This is a genomic window from Cryobacterium sp. TMT1-62, assembly GCF_004403145.1.
Taxonomy (GTDB): domain Bacteria; phylum Actinomycetota; class Actinomycetes; order Actinomycetales; family Microbacteriaceae; genus Cryobacterium; species Cryobacterium sandaracinum.
The window spans coordinates 1-13,575 of record NZ_SOGZ01000014.1 but is presented as its reverse complement, the minus strand read 5'-3'; the positions used below and the strand labels follow the sequence as shown (position 1 = coordinate 13,575).

Below are 13,575 nucleotides of genomic sequence, written 5' to 3'. Positions count from 1 at the left end.
CTCGGGCGCCGGTCGCTCCGGCGCCGGTCACACCGACGCCGCACGCTCGGGCGCGAGCCACTCCGGCGAACTGGCCGGCAGCCGCCCGCCGCGCTCGCGCACCCGGGTCAGCGCGACCACCAACCCGGATGCCCCGGTCATCACCCCGGCCGCCGGCACTCACGACGGCGGCGGCGCCGAGCACCACGACGGCAACAGCGCCCCGCGGCGTCGAAGCCGCACGCGTCGCCACGCCCCGCAGGCCGGCACCCCCAGCTAGGCACCCCCTGCACGGCAGTTTCGGCCGTAAGCGCCTCCGCTTCGGCGGGGGCGCTTTTCGTTTGACTCCGCGGTGGCTCACGATAGGGCTCGCGGCGCATGGTAGACCGCGCGCCCGGTTCCCTAGGGTGGGCGGCGTCAGCCGTAGACGGGCGGCGAGCCCGTTCCCTGTCCGATGATGCGCTCGAGCACCTCGGGCGTCGTCGTGTTCTCGCCCAGGCGGTTCGGCTTGCCCTCGCCGTGGTAGTCGCTGGACCCGGTGACGAAGAGTCCGTACTTCTCGGCGAGCGCGTAGAGGTGGGCCTTCGCCTCGGGCCTGTTCTCACGGTGCTCGAGTTCGAGCCCGAAAAGGCCGGCCTCGGCCAACCGGGCCAGTTTCGCTTCAGGGATGACGTCGACCGCCCCGCGCGTCGCCGGGTGTGCGATGACCGGCACCCCACCGGCCGCGCGCACGAGGGTGATGGCCCGCAGCGGGTCCGGCGCGTAGTGGGGCTGGTAGTAGCCGGCCTCCCAGTGCAGTATTCCCGCGAAGGCCTCGCTCCGCGTGAGCGCGAACCCGCGGGCCACCAGTGCGTCGGCGATATGCGGGCGGCCGACCGTCGCATCCGGCGTGGTCTGTGCGAGCACGTCTTCCCAGGTCAAGGCGTAGTCGACGCCGATGCGCTCCACCATCTGCTCGGCGCGCACCAGCCGGGCCTGCCGCACCCGGGCGGTTTCGGCCACGATGCCGGCGTTGGACGGGTCGAACAGGTACGCGAGCAGGTGCACGCTGGAGAAGCCCACCCGGGTGCTGAATTCCATGCCGGGGATGAGTGTGAGCCCGGCGGTGCGGGCGGCAACACCGGCCTCGGCCCAGCCGGCGGTCGAATCGTGGTCGGTCAGTGCGACCGTGCCCAGGCCGGCCGCGGCGGCGGCCCGCACGAGCTGCGACGGGGTCTCCGTGCCATCCGACACGCTCGAATGCGTGTGCAGGTCGATCGGACCGCGGAATCGTCGAGCACCAAGCATCCCCCCATGTTAGTTGTGCGGCGGACCCGGACCGTCCCGCGGGGTTCCCAGCCGCCGCCATCGCCGACTCGCCCTCGGCCAGAACGCCGACATCGTCACCCTGCCGGAAACCACCGAGGCCACCGGTGAGGCCATCGCCGAAGCCATGCGCGAGGGCGGACGTCCGATGTGGGTACACACCATCGCCTTCGACCAGATCTCCAAGGCCCGCTCCACGACCCTAATGATCAGCTCCGACCTGGGCGACTACACGGTCAGCGACGAGGCCGGACCGGCGACCGGTGCGGGCGCCGTCGGCACCTGGCCGACTTTCGCGCCGGCCCTGCTCGGCTCGCCGATCGACCACGTGTTGGCCACCGCGAACTGGCAGGTGCAGGGCCTGCGCGTGATCGAGGCGGAAGACGGCGCAGGCAGCGATCACCGCCCGATCGTGGCCGCCCTCGCCCCGACCTCCTGGCTCAATGGGACAATGGGCCATGGCCACTTCCAGCGAAACCGCGATCCCTGCTCCCCGATCGAACGAGAACCGCTCCACCACCCCCGGTTCGGCCGGGTTCAAGGCGTACATCTCCAGCGACTGGGCCGAGCGCACCGAAGAGCTACCGCTCGCCCGCGAGCAGGCGCACTTCGCGGCCGCCCGCCGCGAACTCCTTTCCGCAATGCACCCCGGACAGCGTTTGATCATCCCCGCCGGTCGTCTCAAGCAACGCTCCAACGACACCGACTACGCGTTCCGCGCGCACTCGGCCTTTGCGCACCTCACCGGCTGGGGCAGCGACGCCGAGCCCGGCGCCGTGTTGGTGCTCGAACCCACAGCGACCGGCCACGACGCCACCCTCTACTTCCGAGAGCGGGCCGGCCGCGACTCGGACGAGTTCTACGCAAACCCCGATATCGGCGAATTCTGGATCGGCCCACGCCCCGGGGTCGCCCAGGTTGCCGCCGACCTCGGCGTGCCGGTGCGCGGCATCGCCGACCTGGCCCTGGTCATGAACACGATCGACACCGAGAGCCTCGTGCTGCGGGAGGCCGACCCGCTCTTCACCACCGAGGTCGACGAGGCCCGCCTCCGATTCGCGGCGGAGAAGGTGCTCACGACCGACGCCTCCGACTCGCCGTTCAGCCTCGAGATCAACGGCGACCATGCCGCCGACGAGCAGTTCGCCCGCGGCCTGTCGGAGCTGCGCCTGGTCAAGGACTCCTACGAGATCGCCCAGATGCGCCTCGCCGTCGCCGCCACGGCCCGCGGCTTCGAGGACATTATCCGGGACCTGCCCCGCTCGAGCACCCACCACCGCGGCGAACGGCTCGTTGAGGGCGTGTTCAACACCCGGGCCCGGTCCGACGGCAACGCGGTCGGCTACGACACGATCGCCGCGTCCGGCCCTCACGCCTGCATCCTGCACTGGACCCGCAACGATGGCGCCGTCGTGCCCGGCGACCTGATCCTGATCGACGCCGGCGTCGAGGTCGACAGCTACTACACCGCCGACATCACCCGCACCCTCCCGGTGAACGGCACCTTCACCGACGTGCAGCGCCGTGTCTACGACGCCGTGCGCGAGGCAGCGGATGCCGCGTTCGCCATGGCGCGTCCCGGCGCCGTGTTCCGCGACGTGCACGCCGCGGCGATGGCGGTCATCGCGCGCCGCACGGCCGAATGGGGCATGCTGCCCGTCACCGCCGAGGAAGCCCTGCTGCCCGACAACGGCCACCACCGCCGCTATATGGTGCACGGCACCAGCCACCACCTCGGCCTCGACGTGCACGACTGCGCGCAGGCGCGCCGCGAGATGTACATGGACGGCGTGATCGAGCCCGGAATGGTGTTCACGATCGAACCCGGCCTCTACTTTCAGCCCGATGACCTGACGGTGCCTGCGGAGTACCGCGGCATCGGCGTGCGGATCGAAGACGACATCCTGGTCACCGCGGACGGCCCGGAGAACCTGTCGGCCGGCATCCCCCGCACCGTCGAGGAGGTCGAGGCCTGGATCGCCGCCCTCACCACCTAAACCTGACCGCGGACTGTCAGGGCAGCGGATGCTGCGGAGCCGCGGGCGGCTCTTCGACGCGAGGGGGCTCCGACGGATGCGGCGGGGCCGGCACCGTCTGCTCGGCCTCAGCGAGCCCGGCGAGCAGGTTCCGGGCCCGATTGACCAGGGTGCCGTCGACGATCACTTGATAGGTACTGGCAATCACCTGCATGGTCGATGTGAAGTCGCGGCGACGTCGATTGAGCGCGGCGCTGACGACCCCGAACAGCATGCCGAACCCGGCGCCGATCATCACCGCGGCGAATACGAACGGCAGGCCCGCGCCATCCGGCGAGAAGATGAAGAACAGCAGCCCGAAGAACACGCCCAGCCAGGCGCCGGAGGCCGCACCGGCGAGAGCGACGCGCCCCCAGGTGAGTTTGCCGGTGACCCGCTCGACGGTTTTGAGGTCGTTGCCGAGGATGGAGACCTGCTTCACCGGGAAGTCGGACTTCGCCAGAGTGTCCACAGCTTCCTGAGCCTCGCCATAGGTGGCGTATGTCGCGAGCACCTCCCCCTTGGGTAAAACGGGGAACAATGCGGCCCTGCGCCCGCCGAAGGGGTTCTGATTGCTCATGAGTCCATTCTTTCACAGGACCGATCTGCCCTGAAGGTGGCCTAGATTTGATCTGTGTCTGCCACCAGAGTCTTCGTTGCCCGTTTGGCCGGGTGTACCGTTTTCGACCCCGCGGGAGACCGTGTGGGCAAGGTCAGGGACGTGCTGGTGGTCTACCGAAAAAACGACCCGCCCCTCGTCGTCGGCCTGATCGTGGAGATCCCGGGCAAACGCCGCGTTTTCGTGTCCATCGGGCGCGTCACCAGCATCGGTTCGGGTCAGATCATCACCACCGGCCTAATCAACGTGCGCCGCTTCGAGCAGCGCGGCGGAGAGGTGCGCGTCATTGCCGAGATGCTTGGGCGCACGGTGGTCTTCAACGACGGTTCCGGTGAGGCGACCATCGAAGACGTCTCGATCGAGGAGCTCCCCCAGGGCGGTTGGGCGATCAGCCAGCTCTTCGTGCGCCGCCCCAAGACCAGCCTGTCCCTCTTCGCGAAGGGCGCCACGACCTTCACGGACTGGGCCGAGGTGCGCGAGCAGACCACCGAGGGCCAGGCCCAGTCGGCCGAGCAGCTCATCGCCACCTACTCCGACCTCAAGCCCGCCGACCTCGCGAATACCCTGCTCGACCTCCCGCCGGAGCGCATGCACGAGGTTGCCGGCGAGCTACCGGACGGCCGTCTCGCCGACGCCCTCGAGGAGATGCCGGAAAGTGAGCAGGTCAGCATCCTGACCCGGCTCGGCGACGCCCGCGCCGCCGACGTGCTCGACCACATGCAGCCCGACGACGCCGCCGACCTGATCGCGCAGCTGCCGGAAGAACTCGGCGAACAGCTGCTCGACCTGATGGAGCCGGAGGAAGCGGACGACGTACGCTTCCTGCTCACCTACGCCCCCGACACCGCCGGCGGCCTGATGACGACCGAACCGATCATCGTCTCGGCCGATGCCACGGTCGCGGAGGGGCTCGCGCTCATCCGTCGCCACGACCTGGCGCCGGCCCTCGGTGCGGCCATCTGCGTCACCCTCCCGCCCTACGAGCCGCCCACCGGCCGCTTCCTCGGCATGGTGCATTTCCAACGGATGCTGCGCTACCCGCCCCACGAACGCCTCGGCACACTGCTCGACCAGGGTCTTGATCCTGTCACCGCCGACACCTCGGCCGCGGAGGTCACCCGCATCCTCGCCAGCTATGACCTCGTCTCCGTGCCCGTGGTCGACGAGAACCACCGACTCGTCGGGGTGGTGACGATTGACGACGTCCTCGACTATCTGCTGCCCGACGACTGGCGCAGCCACGATGGCAACGACGACGTGCGCCGCCGGGCCGAGGCCCGCACCGAACTGACCACGGGAAGCATCCCGCTGCACCACGGACGGAGGACCGGCAATGGCCCGAGCTAACCGAGCGGATCTCCGCCTCGACTCCCCCAAGGGCGTGCGCACGCCCGCCCTCGGTCGCAAGCGCCGGCGTAGCCGCGACCGCCCCAGCCGCGACCGCTTCGGCCGGTTCACCGAGGCCATCGCCCGCGGCATGGGCACGCCGTGGTTCCTGCTCGGGCTGACGTTCTTCGCCGTCAGCTGGATCGCCTGGAACACGCTCGCACCGGTGCAGTGGCGCTTCGACTCCGTGTCGCTCGGCTTCATCGCACTGACCCTGGTCTTGTCGATGCAGGCCTCCTACGCGGCCCCGATGATCCTGCTGGCGCAGAACCGCCAGGACGACCGAGACCGGGTGCAGTTCGAACAGGACCGGCAGCGCGCCGAACGCAACCTGGCCGACACCGAATACCTCGCCCGGGAGGTGGTGGCGCTACGCCTCGGCATGAAGGACCTCGCCTCCCGCGATTTCCTCCGCTCCGAGCTGCGCGCCCTTCTCGACAACCTGGAAGAGCGCGAAGACCCGGACAAGCAGACCCGTAAACGCCTCCGCAAGGGCGACCGCGAGCGAGACCGCGACCGCGAGGAGCGATCGCCCAGTGCCTGAGCCCCTCTTTTCCGCCGACCAGGTGCTCACCGCCCTGGCCCGGGTGATCGACCCGGAGATCCGCAAGCCGATCACCGACCTCGACATGGTCGCCGGGGTGCGGATCGTCGACGGCCGCGCCCTCGTGGGGATCCGTCTCACCATCGCCGGCTGCCCGGCGGCCCGGCAGATCGAGCGCGATGTGTTGCGCGCCGTGGAGTCCGTGGCCGGCCCCGGCAACGTGACCGTGGATGTGAGCGTGATGACGCGCGAGCAGCGCCGAGCGATGACGGAGAAGCTGCGCGGCGGCAAGGAAGCCCGCAGCAACCAATTCGGCCCGGACTCGCTCACCCGGGTCTACGCCATCACCAGCGGCAAGGGCGGGGTCGGCAAGTCCACAATCACCGCGAACCTGGCCGTGGCCCTGGCCGAGCGCGGCCTGCGGGTCGGCATCGTCGACGCGGATGTCTACGGGTTCTCCATCCCCGGACTCCTCGGCCTGGTCACCCCGCCTTCCCCCGAGACGGGCAAGTCCGCCGCGGTCAAGCCGACCCAGGTCGGCGAGATGATCCTGCCGCCGATCGCCTTCGACGTGAAGGTCATCTCGATCGGCATGTTCGTGGAGGACGGCTCCGTCGCGGTCGCCTGGCGCGGGCCGATGCTGCATCGCACGATCACCCAGTTCCTCACCGACGTTTACTTCGGCGACCTGGACATCCTGCTGCTGGACCTGCCGCCGGGCACCGGCGACGTGGCCATCTCGGTCGGGCAGCTTTTGCCCCAGGCCGAGGTCATCGTCGTCACCACCCCGCAACCGGCCGCCGCCGACATCGCCGAACGCAGCGGTGTCGTGGCCCGGCAGACCGGCCAGACCATCTACGGCGTGATCGAGAACATGGCCGGGATCGTGCAGCCCGACGGCACGGTGCTGGAGCTGTTCGGTTCCGGGGGTGGCGCCGAGGTCGCGCGCCGGCTCGGCGCCGGGCACGAGTTCCCCGTACCGTTGCTCGCCCAGGTTCCCCTCAGCGTGCCGCTCCGCAGTGGCGGGGACACCGGGGTGCCCGTGGTGCACGGCGACCCGACCGACCCCGCGGCCGTGGCCATCCGTTTGGTTGCCGACCGCCTCGCCACCCGGGCGCGCGGCCTCTCCGGATTGAGCCTCGGCATCACGCCAAAGTAGCGTCGCCGCACCGGCGCCGCGGCGGAGCGCACGCGCCGCCCCCACCTAGACTTTCGGCATGCCTGCCTCCCCCCTCGACCCTGCCGGGATCACGACTCTCACCCGCTCCATACGTTCCACGACGGGAGCCACGGTCACCGTGATCGCGCCCTTCACCGGGGAGGTGCTGCACGAGCTGCCCGTCAGCGGGCTGCCCGACGTGCAGGCGGCCTACGCGCAGGCACGCCTGGCCCAGCTGGCCTGGGTGCGGGCCGGGTTCGCACGGCGCCGAGCGATCCTGTTGCGCGCGCACGACCTGATCCTCGAGCGACGCGGGCTGCTGCAGGACACCGTGCAGGCGGAGACCGGAAAAACCCGCGGCCAGGCCTTCGAGGAGGTCTTCCAGGCCGCCGGCGTCACCCGCTTCAATGCCCTCGCCGCGCCGCGCGTGCTGCGCGGCGGGCGCCGCCACTCCGCGATCCCGCTCGTCATCACGGCCACTGTGCGCTACCGGCCCAAAGGCATCGCGGGCGTGATCACCCCGTGGAACTACCCGCTCAGCCTCGCCGCCATGGATGTCGTGCCGGCCCTCGCCGCCGGCTGCGGCGTGGTGCAGAAGGCCGACGACCAGGGTGCGCTGAGCATCCTCTCGTTGCGTCAGGCATTCATCGACGCCGGCGTGCCCGAGCAGCTCTGGGCCGTGGTCGTCGGCGACGGCGCGGAGATCGGCGGGGCGGTCACCGCGGAGGCCGACTACGTCTGCTTCACCGGGTCGACCGCGACGGGCAAGCGGGTGGCGGCGCAGGCGGCCGGCAACCTCACCGGCGTCTCGCTCGAGCTGGGCGGCAAGAACCCGCTGATCGTGCTTGACGACGCCGACCCGGCCCGCGCGGCCGCCGACGCGGCCCCGGCCTGCTTCACGGCGATGGGCCAGCTCTGCGTGTCGATTGAGCGCATCTTCGTGCAGCGAGGTGTGGCCGACGCGTTCCTGCACGAATTCGTGGCCGTCACCCGGTCGCTCCGGCTCGGCGCCGACTACGACTACACGACGGACGTCGGTTCCCTCACCTCGCAGGCCCAGCTGGACCGGGTGAGCGCGCAGGTGGCCGACGCGGTCGCCCACGGCGCCACGGTCGAGGTCGGGGGCCGTGCCCGCCCCGACCTGGGACCGTTCTTCTACGAACCCACCGTGCTGACCGGGGTCACCCCGGCGATGGAGTGCTTCGCCGGCGAAACGTTCGGCCCTGTGGTCGCGGTCACCGTGATCGACTCGGAGCAGGAGGCCATCCTGGCCGCCAACGACAGCGACTACGGGCTGAACGCGTCGGTGTTCTCCGGTTCCGTGCGGCGGGCTCTGCGCGTGGGCGGGGCCCTCGAGGCCGGCAGCGTGAATATCAACGAGGGCTATCGCGGGTCGTTCTCCTCGGTGGCGGCCCCGATGGGCGGCCTGAAGCAGTCCGGTCTCGGCCGACGCAACGGCCCGGAGGGACTGCTCAGGTTCGTGGACGCCGTCACCATCGCGCGTCCGACGGGTCTCGTGCAGCTGCCTCGCACCGGCCACGACTTCGAGCGGCTGGCCGGGCCGATGCTGCTGCTGGCGGCCGTGCTGAAGGGCATCCGCCGCCGCTGACCCCGGGCAGCAGAGCCGTGACCCGGCTCCGCGAACCCGGCTCAGACGAACAGTTTGGCCGACGCCGCCGCCTGCTGGGCCGCCTGCTGGGCCGCCTTCTCCGGCGCCAGCTTCGCCGCCTCCGCCTTGGTCGCCTTCTTCGCGTTCTTCTTGATCTTGGCCTTGCCCTTCGGCTTCGCCGTGGGCTTTCCCAGCGTGGTCGTGATGTCCGGCACTGGCCGGTTCAGCTCGCGCGGCGGGCGCTCGTACTCCGAGCCGGCGGGGCGAGTCGGAATGGTCACCTGGGGCGGCTCGCGATGCGTGTAGGGGACGATCGACAGCAGGTGGCTGATCATGTTGAGGCGCGCGGCCCGCTTGTCCTCGCTCTCGACGACCCACCATGGGGCCTCCGGCAGATCGGTGTGCACGAACATCTCGTCTTTGGCGCGGGAATAATCGACCCACTTCGTGATCGAGAAAAGGTCGGTCCCGGACAGCTTCCAGCGGCGCATCGGGTCGTTCAGCCGTGACCGGAACCGCCTCTCCTGCTCGGTGTCGGACACCGAGAACCAGTACTTGACGAGCAGAATGCCGTCTTCGACCAGCATCCGTTCGAAGAGGGGCGCCTGGTGCAGGAACCGGCGGTACTCGTCGGGGGTGCAGTACCCCATCACGTGTTCGACGCCGGCGCGGTTGTACCAGGAGCGGTCCATCAGCACGATCTCACCCGTGGAGGGCAGGTGTTCGATGTACCGCTGGAAGTACCACTGGCCGCGCTCGCGCTCGGTCGGCACCGGCAGGGCGACGATCCGGGCGACGCGGGGATTGAGGAACTCGCTGACCCGCTTGATCGCGGACCCCTTGCCGGCCGCGTCCCGGCCCTCGAAGATCACGACGATGCGGGCCCCGGACTCCTTGACCCATTCCTGCATGGCGACCAACTCGGTCTGCAGATTGCGTAACTCGGCGGAGTAGACGGGCAGCGGCACCCGCTTGGGCTTCGCGTGGGTGTTCGACGGCTTCGACACGGTCACACTCCTCAGATACGTGGGTTCAGCGTAGCGTGCACGCATCGCCCGTATGGCCCGGCCTGCATATTCTGGTGCGCACTGCGCCGCTCACCGCCCGGCCCTCGGCCTCAGCCTCGGGTGGCACATACACCTGTTCGACCCCGGCACGCATTTCTCCTGCTCGAGAATCATCGCCGACGATCTATCGCCCGCCGTCGGACAGGCCGTCGTCTTTTCCCGGCTGGGCGACGACCGAGTGGCCGTGGCGGACACCGGCGAGGGTGCGGCCAACCAGGGGACCTTTCGCGCATCGCTCTTTCCGGCCGGGCGCCTGATCGTGGTCGACGAGGACTTCTCGTCATTCGGGCTGTCCGGCGAGGTCATCGCAGCGGTCGGGAACACGATCCGAGCGCACTCGGCCCGTGTCGCGGGTCTACGTGCCCGACGTGCCCGACGTGCCCGACGTGCCCGACGTGCCCGGCCTGCCCAACCTGACCAACCTGCCCAACCTGCCCAACGTACCCGTTCCCGACGTCCGCCAGCTCGAATACGCCGCGTCCGGTGTGCTCGTCACCTGGTTCGTTTGGCCGCGTGGCTTCGTGGCTTCGTGGCTGCGTGGCTACGTGGCTACGTGGCTTCGGAGTCGAAGGGCGCCGGCAGTGTGGCGGCCTCCCTGGCGCGCTTGCGTTGCAGATAGGCGCCGTCGGGGTTCGGCACCGCCCGCGACACGGTCGCCGATTGGCCTTTCAGCTCGTCTTCGTCGGTGAGAGCTTCACGGATGATGCGGCGCGGGTCATACTGACGCGGGTCGAGTTTCTTCCAGTCGACGTCGTCGAAATCCGGGCCCATCTCGTCCCGCATCCGGTCTTTGGCCCCGTTGGCCAGGTTCCGGAGCTGCTTCACGAGGCGGGCGAGCTGGGCGGCATAGTGGGGAAGCCGTTCGGGTCCGAGCAGGAAGACGGCGACAATCCCGATCAGTAATATCTTCTCGAAGGTCAAACCGAACATTCCCCCAGAATAACCCCCGGCGAGGCCTCCCCGGACCATGCCCGGCCCCCCTTAGGCTTGACCCATTCATCTACTGGAGTTGCGCTGTGTCTGACAAAGATCTGAACTGGAAATTCTCCGACGACTCAGTCGTGGAGTCCGACGCTGTGGCGCGGGCCAGACAGCAGTCCCTCGAACTCGGAATCGACGCGATTTCTCCGGCGGTCGGCGCTCAATCGGCCGTGATCGCGGCCGCCACCGGGGCCCGGAGCATTCTCGAGGTCGGCACCGGTGCCGGCGTCTCCGGCATCTGGCTGCTCACCGGCGCCCCCGGCGCCACCCTCACCTCGATCGACACCGAGGTCGACCACCAGCAGCACGCCAAAGCCAACTTCGCCGAAGCCGGCATCCCCGTGAACCGGGTACGCCTGATCACGGGCCGGGCAGCGGATGTACTGCCGCGCATGAACGAGAACTCCTACGACATTGTGTTCGTCGACGCCGATCCGCAGTGTGTGATCGAGTATGTCGAGCATGCTCTGCGCCTGGCCCGTCCGGGCGGAACCGTGCTCGTGGCCCACGCGCTCTGGCGCGGCCGAGTGGCCGACCCGGCCCAGCGCGACGATGTGGCGACCGGCTTCCGCACCCTGTTGACCGTCATCGCCTCGTCTACCGCAGTCATCAGTGCCCTCTCCCCTGTGGGCGACGGCCTGCTGCAGATCACCAAGCTCCGCGCCTAGACGGTCGAGCACACCCTCCGATGGTCGAGCCGATCGGTGGTCGAGCCTGTCGGTGGTCGAGCCTGTCGAGACCCGGTGCGCCGGCCTCGGAGGCCCCCACACCGGCATCCGTTGTCGCCACCCGCGCTAACGGATGCCCCGGGCCGGGTTCGGAAGATGGCCCGCCTGGTTTCGACGACCTCGACCACCGGGCTCAGGTCGCTCGCGGCCGCGGATTTAAGCTGACGTCGGTCGAGCCTGCCGAGACCGGTGACCCGATCCCGGGGACTCACCCTGACGTTGGTCGAGCCTGCCGAGGCCGAGACCGAGACCGTGCCCGTGCCCGGTTGGCCGGGTTCCCTCCCCCAGGCCGCCAGGTGCGGGTGGGGTCGTAGCAGTAGGGTGCCTGTACTTCGGGTGTGCCGCGGATCATGCGGATGTTCCAGCCGGAGGTGTCGATGCTGTGGTGGTGGTACCAACACAGCAGGACCCCGTTGTCGATTTCGGTTTTTCCGCCGCGGTGCCAGGGGGTGACGTGGTGTACTTCGCACCAGGCGGCGGGCACGGTGCACCCCGGGATGGTGCAGCCGCCGTCGCGGGCGCTGATGGCGCGGCGTTGGGCCCGGTTGAAGAAACGATTCTCGGTGCTGAGGCTGAGGACCTCGTTGTGCGGCCCGAACCGGATCTCCTGAAAACCANTCACACTTGTCAGCGAGATCGGCGCTTCGACGCCGTCGATCCAGCCCACCCCATGGTCGGCGGTAAGGTCGGCCTGGTTGACGTGGATCATGACGGTGGGGGCGGCGCCGCCCATGGTCGGGGTCCCCGCGTCACGGGTGGCGGCTTCGAACACACCACGGAGGATGTCGGCGCGTTTCTGACCACCGTTACGGTCGTCGCTGAGGGCCGCGGCCTCCGCCCCCGGGATCAGCTGCCCGGCCGCCATGCGCGCTTGTTCTTCTTCGGTCGGAAACTTGGGCGCCGCGTGGGCGGAGAGGTACGTGTCGAAGATGGCGTTCATGATGCCGCGGAGCTCCGGCGTGACTCCGCCGCGGAGCGGGTAGAGGCCGTCGCGGAAGAGCCCGAACCCGACAGCGCTGCGGGCCTCGGCGACGGGCTCGTTGGGGGCGGTGCCGTCGGGATCGAGGCGAGCCTGCCACTGCCCCGCCATGCCCCGCACCAGGTCCGCAGGGAACGCGAACCCCTCCCCGGGCAGGCCGCGGGTTTCGTCGGTGACGGCGCCGGTCGCACTGGCCACCAGGGCACGTTCGGCAGTGCCGAACTCGTCGGGCGCGACCCGGGCCGCGACCTGGTCGAGGGCGGTGACGATGTTCTCGGCCGCGTCCACGCCGAGGTCCCCGGCGGTGAGGGAATCGGCCACGGCCGGGTAGTAGGGCGGCAACATGCTGGTGCCCGCCCGGCGCGGCGTGACGTTCTCGCCCAGGCGCACCCGCCGGTTCGCCTCCCGGGAAGAGACGCGGGTCAGACGGGTGATCAGATCGATGCCGCTGCTGGCCCCGTTCTTATACGCCAGGGACTCGTGGCCGAGGATGCGGCGGGACCGCACCGAAATGTCGGCGGCGGAGGCGACCCTGGCCGCATCGACCCGACGGCCGAGGTCTTCAACCGTACCCAGCACCATCATCGCGTCCGCCTCACCCAGGAGGGAGAAAGACACCGAGTCGAGCACGGCCGCGGCCAGATCACGGGCCTGCTGCAACTGCTGCACGAGAGGTGACTGTGCACGGGGTGCCTGCGCGAGGGGCGGCACCGCCTGCGGTGAGGCGGTGGGGTGGTGCGGAGTGGGGGCTCCAGCCATGCCTACATCGTATACACGTTCTAAGTTGAAGTCAATAGATGAGGTAGGATGACTGTCGAGTTTCGTTTTCCTGTTCTAATCGATTCGGTGACAGAAGGGGGTGGCGACGCGGGGCACGGATGGTGCGGCGCGGGTTTGCAGGCTGGACTGCCGGGTTTTGGCACGCTTAACCACCGGCGGCGAGCGCAGCCAGCCCGGGGCATCCGTCGTGACGTCAACTCGGAGAAATACGCGACACGCCGGAACTGATGGCGTGGGGTGACCCAGTGTTTCCGGACAGTCTTCCTGAATTCAGGATTGGATAGATAAATGGAACACGAGAAACACAAACACTTCAGCCCGGAGTTTCGGGCTGCCGCGGTGGCCCGCGTCGCGGAGGGCGACAAATCGATCGTGAAAGTCGCCGCAGCGCTCGGGATCAACCACCGGACTCTGTGGACTTGGG

At 69.4% G+C, this 13,575-nt stretch carries 12 protein-coding genes and 1 pseudogene; 8 read left to right on the top strand and 5 right to left on the bottom strand.

The window, feature by feature from the left end; all coding sequences use genetic code 11:
• Positions 1-259, top strand: a pseudogene (locus tag E3T34_RS03345) (ATP-dependent helicase); the annotation flags it as partial.
• Positions 260-396: 137 nt separating this feature from the next.
• Here E3T34_RS03345 and E3T34_RS03340 read toward each other — a convergent pair.
• On the bottom strand, positions 397-1,266 hold the full coding sequence (locus E3T34_RS03340) for a PHP domain-containing protein (RefSeq protein ID WP_104101046.1): 870 nt from the start codon (positions 1,264-1,266) through the stop codon (positions 397-399).
• Positions 1,267-1,742: 476 nt separating this feature from the next.
• Here E3T34_RS03340 and E3T34_RS03335 point away from each other — a divergent pair, with 476 nt between their 5' ends.
• On the top strand, positions 1,743-3,281 hold the full coding sequence (locus E3T34_RS03335) for an aminopeptidase P family protein (RefSeq protein WP_241977326.1): 1,539 nt from the start codon (positions 1,743-1,745) through the stop codon (positions 3,279-3,281).
• A 16-nt stretch (positions 3,282-3,297) separates the two neighbouring features.
• On the opposite strand, the gene E3T34_RS03330 is transcribed toward E3T34_RS03335, so the two are convergent.
• Entirely contained in the window at positions 3,298-3,879 is a 582-nt protein-coding gene (locus tag E3T34_RS03330; RefSeq protein ID WP_104101043.1) for a general stress protein, read from the bottom strand.
• Between the two features lie 54 nt (positions 3,880-3,933).
• Between E3T34_RS03330 and E3T34_RS03325 the strand changes: the two genes are divergently transcribed.
• Genes E3T34_RS03325 through E3T34_RS03310 form a run of 4 tightly spaced genes read left to right on the top strand, consistent with a single transcriptional unit; the run spans position 3,934 to position 8,616 of the window.
• Positions 3,934-5,265, top strand: a complete 1,332-nt coding sequence (locus E3T34_RS03325) for a magnesium transporter MgtE N-terminal domain-containing protein (protein WP_104101042.1) — start codon at positions 3,934-3,936, stop codon at positions 5,263-5,265.
• Positions 5,252-5,848 (top strand): DUF1003 domain-containing protein, encoded by a 597-nt coding sequence (locus E3T34_RS03320; protein ID WP_104101041.1) that lies wholly within the window; start codon positions 5,252-5,254, stop codon positions 5,846-5,848. The genes E3T34_RS03325 and E3T34_RS03320 overlap by 14 nt, the downstream gene beginning before the upstream one ends.
• Complete coding sequence (locus E3T34_RS03315) at positions 5,841-7,007, top strand: Mrp/NBP35 family ATP-binding protein (protein WP_104169980.1); 1,167 nt, start codon at positions 5,841-5,843, stop codon at positions 7,005-7,007. The genes E3T34_RS03320 and E3T34_RS03315 overlap by 8 nt, the downstream gene beginning before the upstream one ends.
• A gap of 58 nt (positions 7,008-7,065) precedes the next feature.
• Complete coding sequence (locus E3T34_RS03310) at positions 7,066-8,616, top strand: succinic semialdehyde dehydrogenase (RefSeq protein WP_104101039.1); 1,551 nt, start codon at positions 7,066-7,068, stop codon at positions 8,614-8,616.
• 41 nt (positions 8,617-8,657) lie between these two features.
• Here the strand turns inward: E3T34_RS03310 and ppk2 are convergent, their stop codons facing one another.
• Both ppk2 and E3T34_RS03295 read right to left on the bottom strand, forming a co-directional pair.
• Positions 8,658-9,527 carry a polyphosphate kinase 2 gene (gene ppk2, locus E3T34_RS03305; RefSeq protein ID WP_369827975.1) on the bottom strand — a complete coding sequence of 290 codons (870 nt, stop codon included), beginning with the start codon at positions 9,525-9,527 and terminating at the stop codon, positions 8,658-8,660.
• A gap of 705 nt (positions 9,528-10,232) precedes the next feature.
• Entirely contained in the window at positions 10,233-10,613 is a 381-nt protein-coding gene (locus tag E3T34_RS03295; protein WP_104101037.1) for a Sec-independent protein translocase TatB, read from the bottom strand.
• Between the two features lie 86 nt (positions 10,614-10,699).
• On the opposite strand from E3T34_RS03295, the gene E3T34_RS03290 reads away from it, so the two are divergent.
• Entirely contained in the window at positions 10,700-11,332 is a 633-nt protein-coding gene (locus tag E3T34_RS03290) for an O-methyltransferase (protein ID WP_134342188.1), read from the top strand.
• 268 nt (positions 11,333-11,600) lie between these two features.
• Here the strand turns inward: E3T34_RS03290 and E3T34_RS16335 are convergent, their stop codons facing one another.
• Positions 11,601-13,130, bottom strand: coding sequence for an HNH endonuclease signature motif containing protein (locus E3T34_RS16335; protein WP_134342187.1), 1,530 nt, complete (start codon positions 13,128-13,130; stop codon positions 11,601-11,603).
• Positions 13,131-13,439: 309 nt separating this feature from the next.
• On the opposite strand from E3T34_RS16335, the gene E3T34_RS16870 reads away from it, so the two are divergent.
• Positions 13,440-13,575, top strand: a 136-nt coding sequence (locus E3T34_RS16870; protein WP_166785826.1) for a transposase, incomplete at its 3' end; no start/stop codon positions are given.